This window comes from Pseudomonas fontis (assembly GCF_028656955.1).
In the GTDB taxonomy this organism is placed as follows: Bacteria; Pseudomonadota; Gammaproteobacteria; order Pseudomonadales; family Pseudomonadaceae; genus Aquipseudomonas; species Aquipseudomonas fontis.
In genome coordinates, this window is record NZ_JAMDGY010000078.1 from 1 (window position 1) to 18,790 (window position 18,790).

Annotated in this window: 13 protein-coding genes and 2 pseudogenes; 11 read left to right on the plus strand and 4 right to left on the minus strand. The window is 53.3% G+C overall.

Translation table 11 applies throughout. The features are described from left to right. The first annotated feature begins 256 nt into the window (after positions 1 to 256). From M5G11_RS21455 to M5G11_RS21470, 4 genes are read left to right on the plus strand one after another with little or no spacing between them, the layout of a single operon-like run. Positions 257 to 1,105 (plus strand): TnsA endonuclease N-terminal domain-containing protein, encoded by an 849-nt coding sequence (locus tag M5G11_RS21455; protein ID WP_273912892.1) that lies wholly within the window; start codon positions 257 to 259, stop codon positions 1,103 to 1,105. After that, positions 1,102 to 3,270 carry a Mu transposase C-terminal domain-containing protein gene (locus M5G11_RS21460; protein ID WP_273912891.1) on the plus strand — a complete coding sequence of 723 codons (2,169 nt, stop codon included), beginning with the start codon at positions 1,102 to 1,104 and terminating at the stop codon, positions 3,268 to 3,270. Before M5G11_RS21455 ends, M5G11_RS21460 begins: the two co-directional genes overlap by 4 nt. Continuing rightward, positions 3,267 to 4,742 carry an ATP-binding protein gene (locus M5G11_RS21465; protein WP_273912890.1) on the plus strand — a complete coding sequence of 492 codons (1,476 nt, stop codon included), beginning with the start codon at positions 3,267 to 3,269 and terminating at the stop codon, positions 4,740 to 4,742. Before M5G11_RS21460 ends, M5G11_RS21465 begins: the two co-directional genes overlap by 4 nt. Positions 4,743 to 4,759: 17 nt before the next feature. Next, positions 4,760 to 6,421, plus strand: coding sequence for a TnsD family Tn7-like transposition protein (locus tag M5G11_RS21470; protein WP_273912889.1), 1,662 nt, complete (start codon positions 4,760 to 4,762; stop codon positions 6,419 to 6,421). A gap of 178 nt (positions 6,422 to 6,599) precedes the next feature. Here the strand turns inward: M5G11_RS21470 and M5G11_RS21475 are convergent. After that, positions 6,600 to 7,750, minus strand: a protein-coding gene (locus M5G11_RS21475; RefSeq protein WP_273912888.1) for an IS3 family transposase whose coding sequence is annotated in 2 segments (ribosomal slippage) — positions 6,600 to 7,513 and positions 7,513 to 7,750 — 1,152 coding nt in all. Because the reading frame shifts where the segments join, the coding sequence is not laid out codon by codon here. A gap of 80 nt (positions 7,751 to 7,830) precedes the next feature. Between M5G11_RS21475 and M5G11_RS21480 the strand changes: the two genes are divergently transcribed. From M5G11_RS21480 to M5G11_RS21490, 3 genes are all read left to right on the plus strand, one after another. Then, positions 7,831 to 8,145: a GrlR family regulatory protein gene (locus M5G11_RS21480; RefSeq protein WP_420793857.1), complete on the plus strand. Its 315-nt coding sequence runs from the start codon at positions 7,831 to 7,833 to the stop codon at positions 8,143 to 8,145. Between the two features lie 98 nt (positions 8,146 to 8,243). After that, positions 8,244 to 8,612, plus strand: a complete 369-nt coding sequence (locus M5G11_RS21485; RefSeq protein WP_273912887.1) for a histone-like nucleoid-structuring protein, MvaT/MvaU family — start codon at positions 8,244 to 8,246, stop codon at positions 8,610 to 8,612. Between the two features lie 439 nt (positions 8,613 to 9,051). Then, positions 9,052 to 10,758, plus strand: a complete 1,707-nt coding sequence (locus tag M5G11_RS21490; protein WP_273912886.1) for a TniQ family protein — start codon at positions 9,052 to 9,054, stop codon at positions 10,756 to 10,758. Positions 10,759 to 10,814: 56 nt separating this feature from the next. Here M5G11_RS21490 and M5G11_RS27765 read toward each other — a convergent pair. Further along, a pseudogene (locus tag M5G11_RS27765) lies at positions 10,815 to 11,056 on the minus strand (aldehyde dehydrogenase (NADP(+))); the annotation flags it as partial. Between the two features lie 185 nt (positions 11,057 to 11,241). Between M5G11_RS27765 and M5G11_RS21500 the strand changes: the two are divergent. From M5G11_RS21500 to M5G11_RS21515, 4 genes are all read left to right on the plus strand, one after another. Beyond that, positions 11,242 to 11,475 carry a hypothetical protein gene (locus M5G11_RS21500; protein WP_273912885.1) on the plus strand — a complete coding sequence of 78 codons (234 nt, stop codon included), beginning with the start codon at positions 11,242 to 11,244 and terminating at the stop codon, positions 11,473 to 11,475. Positions 11,476 to 11,703: 228 nt separating this feature from the next. After that, positions 11,704 to 16,245, plus strand: coding sequence for a PAS domain-containing hybrid sensor histidine kinase/response regulator (locus M5G11_RS21505; RefSeq protein WP_273912884.1), 4,542 nt, complete (start codon positions 11,704 to 11,706; stop codon positions 16,243 to 16,245). An 11-nt stretch (positions 16,246 to 16,256) separates the two neighbouring features. Next, the gene (locus M5G11_RS21510; RefSeq protein WP_273912883.1) at positions 16,257 to 17,183 is read left to right on the plus strand and encodes a diguanylate cyclase; all 927 of its coding nucleotides are present in this window, start codon (positions 16,257 to 16,259) and stop codon (positions 17,181 to 17,183) included. A gap of 136 nt (positions 17,184 to 17,319) precedes the next feature. Continuing rightward, a complete protein-coding gene (locus tag M5G11_RS21515; protein ID WP_273912882.1) occupies positions 17,320 to 17,490 on the plus strand; it encodes a hypothetical protein in 171 nt (56 codons plus the stop codon). Between the two features lie 113 nt (positions 17,491 to 17,603). Here the strand turns inward: M5G11_RS21515 and M5G11_RS21520 are convergent. Further along, a pseudogene (locus M5G11_RS21520) lies at positions 17,604 to 17,735 on the minus strand (IS5/IS1182 family transposase); the annotation flags it as partial. A gap of 249 nt (positions 17,736 to 17,984) precedes the next feature. Then, positions 17,985 to 18,779, minus strand: a complete 795-nt coding sequence (locus tag M5G11_RS21525) for an SDR family NAD(P)-dependent oxidoreductase (protein WP_273912881.1) — start codon at positions 18,777 to 18,779, stop codon at positions 17,985 to 17,987. Positions 18,780 to 18,790: the final 11 nt, after the last annotated feature.

Here is an 18,790-nt window from a genome sequence, read left to right on the forward strand (position 1 = left end):
TGTGTTTTTGCATTAAAGATTGACACAGGGCATTAAAGTTTGACACAAAGAATTATAGATTGACACAAGCCATAAACCCCCGTATTTACGGGGGTTTTCCATTTCTGGATCTTCCTTTGGTCTGGATTCATCGCTTCGAATTCCAGCGGGTGTAGTGTAGGAGTCGACCCCAAAAATGCCCCGATGAGGTCATTTTTTCCTACAACTATTTTCCGGCATGAGGTGAAGCGGTTCGTGTGAACTGAGGAGGCGGGGGTTGCGAGGTCGAAGATTTGCATCACAGCAGGATATCGAACGGCACATTGCGAATGGATTTGGGGGAGGTGTCGGGGTCGATTATGTGCCTTGGTTGCGTGTCCAGGATGTCCCGTCGAGGGGGAGGTCCCACAAAATCCAAGGCGTAAAGATCGACCGGATCCATCACCTCCTGTCGGACCTGGAGCGGTCCTACTTCCTAGTCACCGAATTCTCTGAAGACGTCGTCGATATTCGTGAGCAGTATCCTCTGCTGCCCCTCCCGCAGGCCCAAGCTATAGCCAGCGCGATCGGTGTACGCTATCCGATGTACCCACGCACCAAGCAGCCCTGCGTGATGACTACAGACTTCCTCCTGACCGTCAGGACACCAGACGGAAGCCTCAAATCGATTGCGAGAACGGTTAAATATCGGTCCGACTTGCAAGGCGACGGGTACAAGCAAACTTTAGCAAAGTTTGCAATTGAGCGGCGCTTCTGGCAGAGCCAAGGTGTTGATTGGACCATCATCACCGAAGAGTATTTCACTCCGAATCTTGTTAAAAATCTCGGTTTGCTCAGAAGCTACGCCAAGTTGCCACGAGAATTAATGAAGCCAGCTCTGCATAAAAGTTTCATTGAGAATTTGGAGGAAAGCAAATTCTATCCATGGACGTTGGCGGACTGTCTGCGAAAAATTGCTTCTCGACTGTCAATAAACTATGCCGATGCTCGTGGAATATTCTTCCATCTGATTTGGACCAAGGTTTTAAAGGTTGATTTGACCAACTCTGCACTTTTACTTACAGGTCCCCTACCGAAATTCGAAGTATTCCAACCTCAGGCTTTGTTGAGAGAGAGTGCGTCATGAGTGTTTTCATGAATGGCGTTTTTGAGCCTGTTACCGAGAGTTCGGTCATAGCCTCCATGGTTAGGGTCATCTACATCGATGAAAAAAATGACCTGGCAGTGTTAATTGATCTGGTTGGTCCACCCAAGCAGCCATATGGTGCTAGCCTTGGGGACTTGCGCCGCTCGGCTGAAACGGGTGATACCAAACCGGTAACCGTCGTCACCCCAGAATTCATGATGGTTCTGGAGGAGGATCTTGATGAAAAAGCGAAGCAAAGCAGGGACGAAAAATGGGGCATCATAGCCCCACTGTTTGATCCTGATTACCCGGGTCAGATTTTCGTCAACGGTGAAATGGGGCGTTTGGTAGGCAATAGAGCTGCAGACCTTGGTATACAAAGGAAAACTATTTATCGGCTGCTTTATCGCTATTGGATTTTCGGCCAGGTGCGCAATGCATTGTTGAAGAACTACGCTGCGGTAGGGGTTGCGTCAAGAAATTACGACTCAAGAAGACCACCTGGGCCGAAACCTAAATTCCAAGGTGTGCTGCTCCCCCCAACCAAAATGTTAAACGCGGTCGACAAACGCTGCATTAAAGTAGGGTATGAACTTTATGTAGATGACAAAACATCCACAATTTCTAGTGCTTACACTGAAATGTTGAGGATGTTTTATTCAGTTCGAGATCCTTCAAAGAAAGGTGAGCAAGAGCTTCGCCTGCTTCCACAAGAGGAGATCCCAAACCAAAGGCAGTTTAGGTACTGGGGACAAATATTTTTCGATGAAGTCCAAACTGCGCGTGGGCGAAAGGGGATGACCAAGTGGCTCAAGGATTGCCGCCCTCTGACAGGTACAGTACGCGACTGGCTTCGGGGGCCCTGTCACCAGTTCGAAATCGATGCGACTGTTGCCGATATCTATTTGGTGAACAGTTACTCTAGACGGATGATCATCGGTCGGCCTGTTGTTTATGTCGTCATTGATAGTTTTTCCGGCATGATCGTGGGGCTGTATGTTGGCTTGGAAGGCCCTAGCTGGAATGGTGCCAGGCAAGCGCTGTTCAATGCATTTAACTCAAAGGTCGATTTTTGCGCGCAGAACGGTGTTGAGATCAGTCCTGAAGAGTGGGACTGCCATCACCTGCCCAACAGCATTTACGCTGACAGGGGTGAGATGCTGTCGCTAGCAGCAGAAGGGCTCGCTTCGGGATTGGGTATCGAAATGGGGACTGCTCCGCCTTACCGGCCAGATTGGAAGTCGATGGTCGAGAGCCGGTTCGGCATTTTGAATCACCTCACCGGAATCAGGTGGCTTCCAGGTGGAGTCGCTGCGCGCGAAAAAGAGCGTGGGGAGAGGGATTACCGGTTGGACGCAAGGCTCAATCTGAAAGAGTTCACTCGAATCACCATCAAGAGCGTCCTTCACTACAACCGTCATCACCGGCAGCCTGAGCGGCTGACACAGGCGATGATGAAAGATGGCGTCGAGCCTACCCCAATCGGGATCTGGACCTGGGCTTCCGAGAACGAGTTGATCGAGCCTAACAACCGCCCGGACGAGTTAGTGTACCTTCACCTGCTGCCTCGAGAGCGCGCAACAGTTCAAAAGCGCGGGCTGATGTTCCGAGGCATGCATTACGTCTGTGAGATGGCGGTGGAGAAGCAGTGGTTTGCCAAGGCCCGTAGCAGCGGGGTCTGGTCGGTCGAGTGTTGGTACGACCCAAACTCAGCAGCGCATATCTGGATCCAAGGTGACGCCAAGCAGTTCATCCGCTGCGATCTCCGGAAGTCGGAGGTCCAATATGCCAATTATCGGTCGGATGAAATCTACGATCTGCTCGAAGCCTATCGTCAAAAGCCCCCCGTTCATATCCACGCCGAGCTGGAAGGCCGTGTTCAGCTTGCCGATGAGATTAATCAGATCCTTGGCGACGCAGCCGCAGAGCGCAAGCTTGAGCCTGCTCCCACTACAAAGGCTGAGGCAGTGGGGAACATTCGCGAAAACCGCGCCGAAGAAAAGGCGCGGGAGCGTGAGAATGCGGTAGTTCCTGATGGTGTCCGTGCGGAGCCTGCTCGACCGGCCTCTACACAGGTTCCGGCTGCCAAAGAGTCCTACGCCGGACCGCGCACTGCGCAGGTCATCGATCTGCTCAAACGAATTCGCCCAGGACAGACGCAATGAAAGGCGCACTGACGTTAGCGAGCTACATCAAGCAGGACATTCGCGAATACGCGGGCAATCCGCTGATTGAGGCCCTACCCCCAATTCTTTCGGAGGAGGTGGCCATGGAGCTGATTTCGAACCTTCCTCAGCCGGTTGACCCGGAAGAGTTGGCACTTGAAGGTGCTACCCGACTGCACTGTATTGATCGGCTGAGAACGGTGGTTCAACCGTTCTTGCTGCACCTAGATCTGGAGGCTCAGTTCTCCCTGCTTATCCGCCGCGGTTACGTTGGGCGTAATCCGACGTCACCTGCTACGGTCCGGCATCTGCACTCACTGTCGGGCACGCAGCGTTACAACGGCGGCTTCAAGTCCACTGCGGAGTCATTCACGATTGTTGGCCTGAGCGGAATTGGAAAATCGACGGCGCTCCATGCCATCTTGAGCCTTTATCCACAGACGATTCGGCATGAGCGGTATGACGGGAAGCAGTTTATCCACACCCAAATTACTTGGCTCAAGCTCGACTGTCCCCGGGACGGGTCCTTGGCAGGGTTCTGCCTGCAGTTCTTCCATGCAGTGGGCAAAGCGCTGGGAGACGAGAACTACTACAAGCGGTTCAGGTACCGGAACATTGAAGACGCTCTGAAACAGATGGAGCAGGTGGCCAGCACGTTCTTTATCGGTGCCTTGCTGATCGACGAGCTGCAAAACCTTCACTTGGCGAAAACGGGTGGTAAGGACAGCATGTTGACTTTCTTCCTGAACCTGGTGAACAACATCGGCATTCCCGTCGTTTTCAGCGGTACGAACTCGATGATCTCCCTGTTCTCAGAAGTCATGCGTATCGCCCGCCGAGTCTGTGGAATCGGAACAATCGAATTCAAACGCTTTGAGCGAGATGATGACGAGTGGCGCATGCTGGTCAATAACCTCTGGAGCTACCAGTGGTGTCGGCAGGCGGCAGAGTTGACCGGCGAAATTTATGATGTGCTGTACGAGCACACTCAGGGCGTCACCGATTTCCTGGTTAAGTTGCTCGTGCTGAGCCAGCGCTATGCGATTCAGAGCGGATTGGAGTGTGTGACCGCCGAGATCATTGAGAAGGTGAGTAACTCCAAGATGCAGATCCTGAAGCCGGCTCTGTCAGCTCTGCGCAGCAGAGATTCTAAGCGAATGAAACAGTTTGATGATCTGCTGCCGATTGAGGATCAACTACTCGACATGATGGCGCTGGACGGGCTACCACGGGCGGAACGCCTTGCTCTGCTTCGGGGTGTGGGGCATCGCGAAAAATCGCCAGCGTCGACTCCTGCCGGCTCTTCTACTGCCTGTCCCGCTCAAGTGAACCAACCGCCGATTGCAGTTGCTGTAGATACCTCAGAGCTGGATGCACTGATTGAGCACAAGACTCCACTTGATGCTCTTCGGGAAGCTGGATGGCTGAACAACGACCTGTTCGAATTTTCGCCGACATATCGCAAGGGGTAACCCCCCTAGGTGGTGAAATGGGCACCAAACTTCATTTCTTCCCCACTGCATTCCCTGACGAGACGCTGCACAGCTTGGTTTCTCGCTATGTACGGCTTTGCGGTGTTCGAAGCTGGCATGGAGCTTTTGCCGGCGCGAAATCCGCCCCGGCGTTTTCACAGAATGCACCCTTCCCGTCCCGGCTGGGCGATCTTGCCGACATGCTTCCCACCTGCACCGAATTGTCGGTAGCCGAAATGATCGGCCGTCATACGCTGTTGCCGTACTTTGCGCCCTTTTTAAGTCAGAACCAGGTGGAACACGCTTGCGCCTCGATGGCTGGCGATGGTCGCGGATTGATGCTGAAGCTGGGCGTCAACGCTAGCCGGGTTGAGTTCGCCTCCAGAGTGCGCTTCTGCGAAGCATGTGTTGCCCAGGACCAGGTTGAAGGTGGAGTCGCTTACTGGCATAGGGTTCATCTGCTTCCGGGCGTACTGGTGTGTCCATACCACGGGACCTTGCTTAGGGTTCTAGATTTTCGCTGGTCCAGCCGAATCTCCTGGCAACTCAACCTTCCCGATGACGAAAGCGTGCGGGCACACGCCCTCGACCTCGATATTCCGCCGCACTTCGTGCCTGCGCTTCACGACATCGCTGTGCGCTCTCAGCAGGTGCTCCAATCGGGAGCTAGTGCGTTATCGCAGTCGGCTGTGCGCTCCAAGCTTTTGCAAGGCGTGGCGGAGTTCCACCTTGCCTCCAAGGCACTGCGTCTGCATCTTGAGCAGCTAGCACAGCACATGGTCTGTTACTGTGCGGGGCTCCCGCGTGCCTGCGAATTTTCGGTTCTTGTAGAGTCGTGCGAGGGGGTGCCGACTTCCTGGGTCACCAAGCTTCTACGCAAGCCTAGAGGTTCCCACCATCCTCTCAAGTACATCCTGCTGGCCAGCGCGTTGAGGATCGATATGGCAGACGTGCTAGGTGTTGGCCGTCTAGTTGAACCCGAAGCGGCGCCCGTACCAAAAAATCGCGTAAATCTACCGGCGAGCGATCCTGCAGCGATTCCCGTCAAGGTTTTGGATGGCTCGGCGGTTATCGTGTGGACCCGAGCCCTCACGGGGGCCGATGCCAGAATGATTGCCGTCGAGTTGGGTGTCTCCCTGAGCTATGTCTATCGGGCTATCCGTGAGATACCTGGCGGACCAGAGGCCTGGAAGGAGGCACGGTGGCGCAAGACCCGCGACGAAAAGCGAACGGCCTTCGAGATTGACTATCGCGATCACAAGGCACATGCCTGTCGGGGGTATGCCTGGTTGTACCGCTGTGATCGGACCTGGTTGTCCGAATACACGGCCAAGCATAGCGCTGGGCACGCGCCTCGAGTGAATAGCGCCCAGGTCTTCGCCGCTCTCGATGCGCAACTGGCCGAAGCAGTTGGATTATGTGCCAAAGCGCTTCGCGCATTGCCGGGAAAGCCCGCTTGGATCTCACGCACGAGGATCGGTCGAGAGCTACATGCGCTCTCTCGCTTTGAGAAGCAACTTACGAAGCTGCCCCTCTGTGCACTAGTACTACGCAAAGTCTGTGAGTCGTCGGAGGTGTTCCACAAACGGCGATTGCGGTGGGCAAGGCTCAAGCTGATCTCTGAGGGTAAGCCCATCTCGAAATCGTCACTCTATAGAATGGCGAGCATTAGGCAGTAAATCCAATTTTCAAACCCATTCAGTCTGCTTTTTAGTTTACGTAGTGAAATGGACGTGACGTATTGACCCGGCTTACAAAAGGTTACAGCATATATCCAGTTGCCTTAAGCACATCTACTGCGCTTGAATATTAAAATCAGTAGAGGCTTTCGGTATGAGTTGAATCGCCCCGGGTTCTTTAGACACCCTGCAAGCTCATTGCGTAACGCTTTTCAAACTCTACCGGCGACAGCTGATTGTTGAAACCATGACGACGTTTCGCGTTGTAGAACATCTCGATGTAATCAAACACATCACTACGTGCATCTTCCCGTGTGGTGTAGATTTTCCGCTTGATCCGTTCCCGTTTCAGAAGCTGGAAAAAGCTCTCGGCCACGGCATTGTCATGACAGTTGCCTCGACGACTCATACTGGCAACCAAATTGTTCGCCTTCAAAAAGCTGCGCCAATCGGAGATGCTGTATTGGCTGCCCTGGTCGGAGTGAACCATCACCTCCTGTTTCGGTTTACGCCTCCAAACCGCCATCAATAACGCATCAATTGCCAAATCACTGGTCATCTGCGACTTCATTGACCAGCCAACGATCTGACGAGAAAACAGATCCAACACCACTGCCAAATACAGCCAGCCTTCATACGTACGAATGTAGGTGATGTCGGTGACCCAAACCTTGTTGGGTTCTACGACATCGAACTGGCGCTTCAACAAATTGGGTGAGGCGACCGCTGGCTTACCGCCGTACTTTCCAGGGCGACGTCGATACCCTGTCTGAGAGCGCAGCCCTTCAAGACGCATCAGCCTCGCCACACGATGGCGACCACAGTCTTCTCCGACCTCGCGCAGATCATCATAGATTTTGCGATACCCATAAACGCCGCCGCTCTCCAGCCAGGAGTGCTTGATTAAACCCAGCAGTCGCTGATCGTCTTTAGCGCGTGCAGATTGCGGCTCAGACAGCCAGGCGTAATAACCGCTGGGATGGACTTTCAGCGTCAGGCAAAGCCGTCGAACCGAATAGTCGCCCGCGCGCTGTTTGATAAAGGCGTACTTCAGCCGCACTCCTTGGCAAAGTACGCGGCGGCCTTTTTTAATATGTCTCGCTCTTCAGTCACCCGCTTGAGTTCCGCTCGCAGACGACGCAGCTCAGCGTGCTGATCATCATCCTGCTGCCGTTCTTCTTGAGGTTTGCTGTAGCGCTTTATCCAGGCATAGAGGCTATGCGTCGACACGCCAAGCCGAGCCGCTACATCAGCGACAGGCAGCTTCTTTTCGGTCACTTGATTGACCGCTTGGATTTTGAATTCTTCGGGGTAACGCGGGTTGCTCATGGCACCTCCTAATTGGCTTCAGTTTAAGGCAAAGAGGTGTCTACGAAACCCGGGGCGATTCAAGTAGTGGAGTTTTTCATGTGGAGTTTCGCGCAAGCACCGGCGATTTTGGTGAAGGGCTGGTGGTTGTAAAGGATGGCTCGGTGAGCGGAGACGATACTCACTACCTCTATCAAATGGAAATCCCGAGAGAGTCCGGTGACTTCGAATCACGGTTTACCGTTCGTAAGTATCGTGAGGGCAATGTGAGTGTCGTGAGAATCTATAATGACACGTTGTTGGCCAAAGGGTGTGTGAACTATCAGGACGGAACTCTAAAGTTGCGCGGTGCTGTCGAAAATTCGCCTCAGCTCACGATCAAGCTGCGAGGCCACAAGATTCAGCCGGCAGTGTAATTCGTATACGGTGCTGAGGCACCATATTCCTAGGCTTCGTGCATAAAGCTCCACGTTTCTTTAGGATGATGGGTAGTCCCAATAACTGGAGTTATCAAATGTCACGCTTGGTTGAATTTCGTCACCTGGAAAAACAGCTCGCCGCTCAGTTGGCCGAGCTCGAAGCGATGAAAAATGATGAAGGGCTCAAACGCGAAATCGTATTTGAGCAGAAGCTTCGCGCCCTTCTGGTCGAGTACGGCGTTGGCCTGCGGCAGGTCATCGAGCTGCTCGACCCCAAGGCTGGGGTTACACGCACTGTCACAGAACCCAAGCAAAAGCCGGAGCGTAAGCCTCGTGCCCTGAAGGTATACTTGAATCCTCACAGCGGAGAAGTGGTAGAGACCAAAGGGGGTAATCACAAAACCCTGAAGCTCTGGAAGTCTCAGTACGGGGCCAGCACTGTCGAGTCTTGGCTGAAGCCCTGATTCAATACGGGATCAATCGGCGATTGGTCCCCTCCCGCCCTTCTTTCTCGCGGCACTCAGCCGTCCCCACACGCGACCGCGGCCCTTCCACGGTTTCCGGACCTTTCCTGTCTGAGGGCATGCAGTCTTCATTCCACTCAGGCTTTCCCGGCTTAGCACTGGCGAGGCGAAGAAAGGCATTTTCTGTGCAATTGTGTGAAGCCCTATTTCGGGTGCAGTACCTGTGCAGCCCCAGTTTTACTGGGTTGAGGTTTCGAAAAAATTGAAAGTGTATATAAAAATGTAGAGAAGTACGGTGTTAGAGCTCAGTGTTGAATTTTTCCTGATCTAAAAAGAATTCAAAAATCCTAACCCTGATACAGGATTTTGTGTGTTAAAAGGGTTGCCGAAACATTTGAGAAGTGTCATTCCTGCTCCCTATCCCGTAAGTCGATGGATAATGTCTGATCTACTTTTTTTTCCGATGTCGATGCCGGACGAGATGCTGCATTCGCGCATCACGCGGTACCATTTTCTGTCTGGAAATAGAACCGAGGCAGAAACATTCCGTGATCTGTTTGGCTCGAGCCCGTTCGGCGTCGGAATGCTTCCCAAGCAGATCAATCACCTTGCCGCGCGGTTGCCAGGTGACATGGAAAGCAACCTTTACGAGTTGATCAGCAGCAATACGATTTTCCCGGCCTATCGACCTTTCCTGGGCCTAAGCGAAGGGACGGACCAGGAAGCAGGTGGGCTCCAAGCTCATGAGGTGGCACGTGTTCCCCGTCGAGAGTCAACAATCCACGGCAAGGCGAGAATTTGTCTAAGTTGCGTCCAGCAGGACCTCCTGGAGGTTGGATACTCCTACTGGCATCGCTCACACCATCTACCTGGAGTCATTGCATGCTGGCGTCATGGCGAGACGCTCATCCATGCCTGTCCTAAATGTTCACTTCCGTTCTATCGGAAGCTGAAATTTCTTCCGAATTTATCTGAAGAATGCCTATGTGGATGGAGTCCTTTGTCGGCGACCGTAGGGAGCAAATGCTCAGATATTGAGGTGAAATTCGCTACGTTCGCGCACGAAATTTTGCAGCGAAATATTCCGCCGGTATGCAGTAAGGTGCTGTGCTCCAGCTTCATACGGAAATGCAAGACACTAGGATTTAATCACGGTGGGCTTGTTAGCACCGCTAAGCTGATCGCCAGTATTCGAGATAAGTATAGTGATGAGATACTGTCGAAAATGGACAGAGCCTTTGAGCAAGGAAAGCTGGATACTTGGATTCGGTTCCGGGTTTACAAGGGACAAATAGACATGCCGCTGGCACGGCACTTGATTATTGCTCTTCACCTATTCGGCAGTGCTGAGAAATTTGAAATTTCTCTGAGTAGTGAAGCAATCATTCTCGGTGCTGCTAAACCGGTCTCGCCGGCCATAAACAAAAGTAAGGGTGGTGAGCCTAGCAGGAAGGACCAGTATCGACAAAAAATTGAAACGCTACTGGCGTTGAAGTCAGACGTTGAGATGGAGCACCTTTGGACGAACGCTTATAAAGCCACTCGGTGGCTCAAAGAAAATGACGGCAAATGGTTAGTGGCAAAACTTAGCTCGGCCAAGCGCGAACCTGTTTCTATTGGAGAAAGCTGCGATCCAAGAGACCAGTTGTATGCAGATACCATCCAAGCAGCCCTAGAAAAAATGTACAACGTCACCAAACACCAGCAGCGAGTGAATCTGAGTAACATGCTGAAAACGCTGCCCGTGCGTGTGGCACTAGCCCCAGCTATTCGTAAGCAGAAATTCCCGTTAATGAGTGAGGTAATCGAGCGAAGCCTTGAGTCCGTATGGCATTTTCGGTTACGACGTTTGATATGGGGGATGGTTGAGGCCATAAAGTTAAATCTCCCACTGAACACCAATAGCATGAACTGGGCTTCGGCAAACCCCCTACGAGTTATAATTGCGATTTCCAGTTTCTTCGAATGGGATTTGGAGTTTTTTGCCAAAAATGGCATCGACCCTGAGGCCTTACTCAAGTCGACTGGCGTATCGCATAAATGGGAAGGGCCGCCCGGTTACCATGGCCCCCTCGGCGGGCATGCTTACAAACGAAAAAAGCCGACTGTCGAGCTCTTGGGGCGAGCTGCAATTGACGGGGAGTGAGACGACCTGGCACTTACGCCTTACCTGCGCCGTGGGTTTTGATTAGAGAGCGGCGACCCTTTTGCGAAGGCGGCATGTATCCCCAGCGTAAGCATTGTCTGTGCGGCGACAGCTTCACGTGTTTGTCGGGCCACCTGCCCTCGACAGCGATCAAGAACCCTGGGTTTGTGCAGAACTGGCCTGCCCCCAATGCCAGAGAGCCGACGAACCCTATCGCGATCGCATCGCCGCGCGCCTTCAGCGCTGCCGGTATCAGAGACACAGGGTTGATGGAGCTCATCTCCGCATACAACGGGATCCGGGCGTTCACCCCACTTCGGTGTTCGGGCAGTATGACTAACCACCAGGGATTTGTGGCGTGTGCATATCGCGCAGAAAAACGGATGCCTTCTGGGTGTTTATCGCTGTGCTGGCGGCTTTTTTGTCTTAGCGACTTATACGCACGTTTCGCCCGGCGCTATCCACTCTTAGTTAACCATCAACATGAACACCACTTTGCCTATTCAGGTGGTTGACAGTGGCGTCGAGCAGAAGATCAGGATTGCCAGCCAGTCCAACGATGTGGTGGTAAGCGGCAGCCTGTCGCCGGCGGGAGGCCACGCTATTTGCCCTGTCGAACCTGTGGATGATGCGAAAACGGCTGCTGGTTGCGGGAGAGGTGCGCCTGTGATGCGCGAAATGCGTGGCGAAAAGGCGCTATTCAAGGAAAAGCCATGATTTAAGAAGAGCTGACGCCTGATTGTTGGCAGGCCACCGACTTTTTGAACGCCAAATGACTGGAGTATCAAAAAATCGGTGGGTATTTCAGACCTTCCCTAGATCGCGAATGTACGGTGTTTGAACTTATTTCATGAAAGCGTTGCATACCAACTAAGCTGAGTAGGCCCCTTTCAGGGGGGTATTTTGCGGCGGAAGCAAATTCCGCGCCCAGCAGGGAGTTGGTGGATGAGAAAACGCAGTACTTGGACATGGAGCTGGGGCGTTATTGCCACGCTTATCTTGGGTTTTGGTTTCAGTTTTCTCGGGAGTTGGCTCCTCGAGCGAACGAATGAGCAACGGGCTACAGACGCTGTCGCTGCGGCCACTGAAAACGCGGCGGTGTCAGTCCTGAGTCGTCTCAACCTCTACCAATATGGCCTGCGTGGTGTCCGAGGGGTGGTGTTGACTGCAGGTGAGCATGGCATCAGTCGGGAGGCGTTCGACCGATATAGCCTCACACGTGATTTTGCTACCGAGTTTCCCGGGGCTAGGGTGATGGGGTTTGTGAGACGTGTACCGGAGCAGGAAGAAAGTCAGTTCCTCAAGTTGGCGCGCGCTGATGGCAAAGCGGATTTTTCAGTTCGTCAGTTCTCACCACAGTCTGGTGAGCGTTACATCATTCAGTATGTTGCACCTGTCCTGGGGAATCAGGCCGCTATCGGCTTGGACATTGCGTCAGAACAATCCCGTCATGCCGCCGCTCTAAGTGCTGTGAAAAGCGGAAAAGCCCGTATCACCGCTCCCATTACGCTCGTGCAAGCCACTGGCAAACCGCAGCAGTCCTTCCTGGTGCTCATGCCGATCTTCCGTGGCGGAGCAACCCCAGAAACTGTCACGGAGCGTGAGACGCAGGCGATAGGTTGGGCCTACACGGCAATCCTGACTGGAGATGTGCTGAAAGACCTGGGTATCGAAAACGAAACGGTGCACCTTCAACTGACTGATGTCACCACCCCCGGGAAAGCGGAGGTTTTCTACGAGAGTACCGATGACTTGAAAAGTCATGAGGTGCTAATGACCCACAAGCTTGAGCGTGAGGTCTATGGCCGAAAGTGGCAGATAGTGCTTAGCGCGCACCCCTCATTTATCGAGCGCCTGCATCAGGTCTCACCAAAGCTCATTCTTTTGTTTGGGGGCTTAGTAACCCTGCTGTTGGCGGCTTTGACTGGGGTCGTGAGCCTCAGCCGCCATCGACGGCGGCAGATTTTTGCTGAGCAAGCAAGGTTGGCCGCCATCGTCGATGGTTCGGCCGACGGCATTATCGGCAAGACTCTCGACGATATCGTGACCAACTGGAACAAAGGTGCGGAGCAGCTTCTTGGCTATACCGCAGAAGAAGCTGTCGGCAAGCCCATGGCCGCACTTATCGTTCCCAAGGAGTTGGTCGCCGAAGAAGCCGACTACCTTGCCCGTATCAAGGAGGGAGAACGGATCTCTAACTTTGATACGCAACGTATTTGTAAGGACGGTCGACAGGTTGAGGTTTCGGTCAATATATCGCATATTTATGATGAGACCGGACACGTGGTCGGCGTCTCAAAGACACTGAGAGACATTTCCTCGCAAAAGCTGGCAGAAGCCAGGATTCTCGAACTCAACTCTAATCTGGAGCAGCAGGTCGCCCAACGAACGTCTGAGTTGCGACACCTCAATCTGCTGCTGGGTAGCGTTTTGCGCTCGGCTACCGAGGTCTCAATTATTGCGACTGATCTGGATGGCACTATTCGTGTGTTCAACAATGGCGCCGAGCATTTGCTGGGATATGACGCCGCAGAAGTGCTGGGAGTCCACAACCCCATGCTGATTCATGTCCCCGAGGAAGTCGCAGCCCGCAGTATCGAATTGACCAGTGAATATGGTCTGGCGATCGAGGGGTTTCGGGTACTCGCTCATAGGCCTGAACTTGAGGGGGCGGAAACCCGTGAATGGACCTACGTCCATAAGGACGGCTCGCAGTTTCCGGTGACATTATCGGTTACTGCTATGCGTGACGATGACGGAGCATTGAGTGGTTACTTGGGCATTGCGGTGGACGTTACTGAGCGTAAGGCTGTTGAGGAAAAACTTGCAATTAGTCTTGCTACAACTCAAACACAACGCGGAGAACTGTTGGCGGCACGTGATCAATTGCTGATGGCTGCAGAAGTTGCCGAGTTGGGGATCTGGTCCTGGACATTGGAAGATAACTCCTTGCAATGGAATGACAGGATGTTTGAACTCTATGATCTACCACTTTCGTTGCAAAATAATGGGTTGAATTATGAGCACTGGCGCTCCCGCGTTCACCCCGATGACTTGATAATTGCTGCGCAAGAACTCGATGCGGCGATCGAAGGGCGGGATGTATACGATTCAATATTTCGCATTGTTCGTCTTGATGGACAGGTACGTTCTATTCACGCGGGAGCACAAGTCGAGCGTGACCACGCGGGTGTTGTATTGCGGTTGACCGGGATTAATCGAGACATCACGACGCAGCGCGAGCTTGAGTCTCGGCTGCTTTATGCTAAAGAACAGGCCGATGCTGCGAGCGCGGCCAAGTCTGCGTTTTTAGCAAATATGAGTCATGAAATTCGTACACCAATGAATGCAGTTCTGGGGATGTTGCAGTTGGTGCAGAACACTGACTTGAGTGTTCGGCAGCTTGATTATGTGAGCAAGGCACATAGTGCTGCTAAGTCGTTGTTGGGCTTGCTTAACGATATCCTTGATTACTCCAAGATTGAGGCTGGAAAGTTACAACTGGACGTGCATCCTTTTGAACTTGAAGCACTTATGCAGGAGCTGGCCGTTGTATTGGCGGGTAACCAGGCACAGAAAGAGGTCGAGGTGATGTTCGATTTTGATTCGAACTTGCCAAATGACCTGATAGGCGACAGCTTGAGACTGCAGCAGGTGCTGATCAATCTGGCAGGCAATGCTCTGAAGTTCACCCTGCAAGGCCAGGTCGTAGTCAGCCTCAGTCTGCTGCAATGCAGCCAAAATACCGTGAGCATACGTGTTGCCGTATCTGACACTGGAATTGGTATCAGTCGGGAACAGCTTCAGTGGATTTTTGATGGTTTCACTCAGGCCGAGGCCTCGACCACTAGGCGTTTTGGTGGCACCGGCTTGGGCCTGGTGATCTGCAAGCGCCTAGTAAGGATGATGGGGGGCGACCTGCAGGTAGAGAGTCAGGTGGGAACGGGCAGTCGTTTCTGGTTCGATATTGATCTGGAGATTTCTACGACCCCCTTGCCAAAGCTTGCTCACGCGGCGATCGATGCCAGCACCCGAATTCTTATTGTCGACGATAACGCCATCGCCGGAGAGCTGCTATGGAGAGCCGTTCAAGCCTTGGGAGGGCAGGCAGATCACGTCAATAGTGGCGCTCAAGCCCTGGAGTGGGTACACAAGGCGCGGGCGCAGGGAGAGGCCTATGATCTGATTCTAATGGACTGGCGAATGGCTGATATGGACGGCATCAGTACTGCGCGGATGATTAAACAACAGAGTGGTGGTGCGCCACCGAAAGTGATCATGATCACCGCTTATGGTCATGAAGTATTGGCTGATGCCTATCAAGCCGGAGATGCTCCTTTTATCGGTTTCCTCATCAAGCCTGTGACCCCCAAGCAATTGGCAAGTGCAGTGCAACGTGCGCTCAACACCACTAACGAAGCCCAGGCGTCTTGCGCCGAGCCGGTAATCAACAAGATCCGGCGCCTCGACGGCCTACGGTTTCTGGTAGTGGAAGACAACATGCTCAATAGGCAGGTCGCCGATGAGTTGCTGACAGCAGAGGGAGCGCAGATCACGCTGGCGGAAGGTGGGCTGGAGGGCGTAAGCAAGGTACTGGCTGGTGGTGATCCGTTTGATGTCGTACTGATGGATATACAGATGCCGGATATTGATGGTTTTGAAGCAACCCGCCGAATTCGCGGAGACCGCCGTTTCGTAACACTGCCGATTGTAGCGATGACGGCGAATGCATCCAGCAGTGATCGGGAGGCCTGCCTAGCAGCAGGCATGAATGGACACATCGGTAAGCCTATAGACTTGGAGCAACTTGTTGCGACACTTCTACTTCAAGTGAAACCTACGAGCAGCGTGACAGTACCTACTGAAGAACAGTGTGCTGTAGAAGAGACTGTTGTCGAGCCGCGTGAATCAATCATGCGCCGTTTTGGCAGCAATCTGGATTTGATTCACAGTGTTTTGCGCAACTTTGGCCCAGAAGTCGAGAAGCAACTGACTGAGTTGCATGATCAGATCCAGCGTCAGGATCTTCTAGCAGCGACACGTACGCTTCACGCCATAAAAGGCAGTGCTGGCACCATGGGAGCCAAGGCGCTTTCATCGCTCGCGGGTCGTCTGGAGTCCATGCTTTTGCACAACACCGACGCTTCGGTGCCAACCGTCCTTGCAAGCACTGCCTGTGTCGGCGAGTTAAGCAAGTTGCTGCATGCTAGTGTTGAGAAACTGAATACGGAGTTTGATCCGCCCGCGCACTTGAATGTTGATGCCCGTTCGGAGCCCATTGCAATCACACAGTGGCGAGAGTCCCTAGAGCAAATTCTGCTATTGCTTGAGGCGGGCAACCTTCAGGCGATAGAGCTGGCGGATGCACTGGCGCCAAAAACACCACCGCCGCTGCGCGATCGATTCGACGAATTAGTCATTCTGGTGCAGTCACTTGATTTCGGCACCGCGATACCGATTGGCCGCGACCTCTTGAAAATCGCTTGATGGAGCCATTTATGGAAGCTTGGTTACCACTCACTCATGTTCGCCCTAAACTCCTAATTGTCGACGACCAGCCGACCAATATTCGAGTATTGCATGAGCTGTTTCGTGAATATTGTCATGTGTTCATGGCCACCAATGGCGAGCAAGCAATCAACCTGTGTCAGACCCAGCTACCTGACCTGATCCTACTAGACGTGGTCATGGAAGGCGTTGATGGTCACGAAGTCTGTCGACGGTTAAAGGCCGATCCGTTGACCCGTGCTATCCCTATCATTTTCATTACAGCTCAGCAGCAAGACTCTGACGAAGTGTTAGGGCTTGAGCTGGGAGCTGTTGACTTCATTAGTAAGCCTATCAATGCGGTAATTGTCAGGGCGCGTGTACGAACACATTTGACCCTCAAGTTACAGAGCGACCTGCTGCGTACCCTGGCGATGATGGACGGTCTTACAGGCGTGGCTAATCGGCGTAAGTTCGATGAGCACCTGATATCTGACTGGAGACAATGTTTCCGAGAGCAGAAACCATTGTCGCTGATTATGGTCGATGTCGATTTTTTCAAACGCTTCAATGACCGTTATGGGCATCAGGCGGGAGATGCCTGCTTGCGAGCGGTTGCTCAGGCACTAGCAGAAGCGGTTAGGCGTCCCTATGACCTGGTGGCGCGTTATGGTGGCGAGGAGTTTGCGTGCATTTTGCCCAATACAGATCTTCCTGGAGCCATCGAAATTGCAGAAAAGATGCAAGCACGTATTCGTGGGCTGGGTATTGAGCATGCTGCTTCCGATGTAGATCGCGTGGTGACTATCTCATTAGGTGTCGCAAGCATGACGCCGGCGGGTGATCTAGATTGGCAACAATTGATAACGATGGCAGATAAGCAACTATACGAGGCGAAGATAAAGGGAAGGGCCAGAGTTTGTTTTCTTGCTGCCTGATCCCTCACTGAATAAGTGGCGAACATCCCCCGGAAATCGACGCTGACGAAGAAGCACTTTCGCGGACGGGAAAATGGGCGTCCCGCTACGTCCTCAGCCCCGGCTTTTTAGGCCAGGGCTTGAGGGTGCTGCAGCAATGCGTATTACCTTCCTACTTGCGATTGGCCCGCTGCTCTACTTGTGGGGTGCTGCTCTGCAATTGCAGGTTGCTGCTGTCCACCTGGGCTACAACTTTGCCAGGCATCTGAAGGTTTTGCTCTGGCGCACGCCCTTTAAGGAAGGTCTGAAATACCCACCGATTTTTTGATACTCCAGTCATTTGGCGTTCAAAAATCGGTGGCCTGCCAACAATCAGGCTTCAGCTCTTCTTAAATCATGGCTTTTCCTTGAATAGCGCCTTTTCGCCACGCATTTCGCGCATCACAGGCGCACCTCTCCCGCAACCAGCAGCCGTTTTCGCATCATCCACAGGTTCGACAGGGCAAATAGTGTGGCCTGCTGCGCGGTGTTTTTCCTCAGGCCGCGATAGCGCACTTTCGTATAGCCGAACTTGGGTGTCTATCCGAGTGGGCTTTGGCCGTCTGATGGGCGCCATGATGATCCAACGAACTGGTGTTTATCGAAGTGATGATGGAGCGCATGAATGCCCCTGAGTCGCTCAAGCGTTTCGCGAAGATGTTTGCCGATTTCGACTTCGGTCCCAGCCCCAAAGCAACCGAAACGTTGTCTATGGCAGTCTGAGCCGGCGGTCACCGCCCATGCCTTCTTGCCGGCAGTGACCGTCAACGGTCACCCTCTGCATCAGGCGATGGAGCGAACCACGCCACCATCAACACGCATCGCCGCACCTGTGGTTGCACTGGCTTGAAGCGACGCCAGGTAGACCACCAGACTCGCCACTTCTTCAGTCGTCGCCAAACGCTTGATCAACGAGCTTGCACGATGTTGCGCGATGAAGCTCTTTTCCAGCTGCTCAGACGGCACGCCTTGTTCTTCGGCCATCTGCGCGAAGAAACCGCCGACACCTTCAGAGCGAGTGGGTCCCGGCAGTACTGCGTTGACCGTCACACCGGTGCCGGCCAGGGTTTCCGCCAGGCCACGAGAGATGGCCAGCAGCGCGGTTTTGGTGGTGCCGTAATGGACCATTTCAGTCGGAATCTGCAACGCCGATTCACTGGACAGGAACAACACCCGCCCCCAGCCACGTTCAGCCATGGCCGGCGCATAGTGACGTGACAGACGCACTGCGCTCATCACGTTGATGTCGAAAAAACGCTGCCAGTCGGCATCGGTAGTATCAAAGAAACCCTTGGGCTCGAAGATCCCCAGGTTATTCACCAGAATGTCGACATTCGAGACTTTGGAGAACAGTTCCTGCGCGCCTTCCACGGTGCCCAGATCGGCCGCAAGACCGATCAGCCGAGCACCCGGCAGTCGGCTCAGAATGTGCTCAATAGCCTTGCGCACCCGCTCCTCGCTGCGCCCGTTGATGACCACTTCAGCACCTGCTTCGGCCAGACCGAAAGCAATAGCCAGACCGATACCGGCCGTGGAACCACTGACGATAGCGCGCTTTCCGTGCAACGATATATTCATGCTTACTTTCT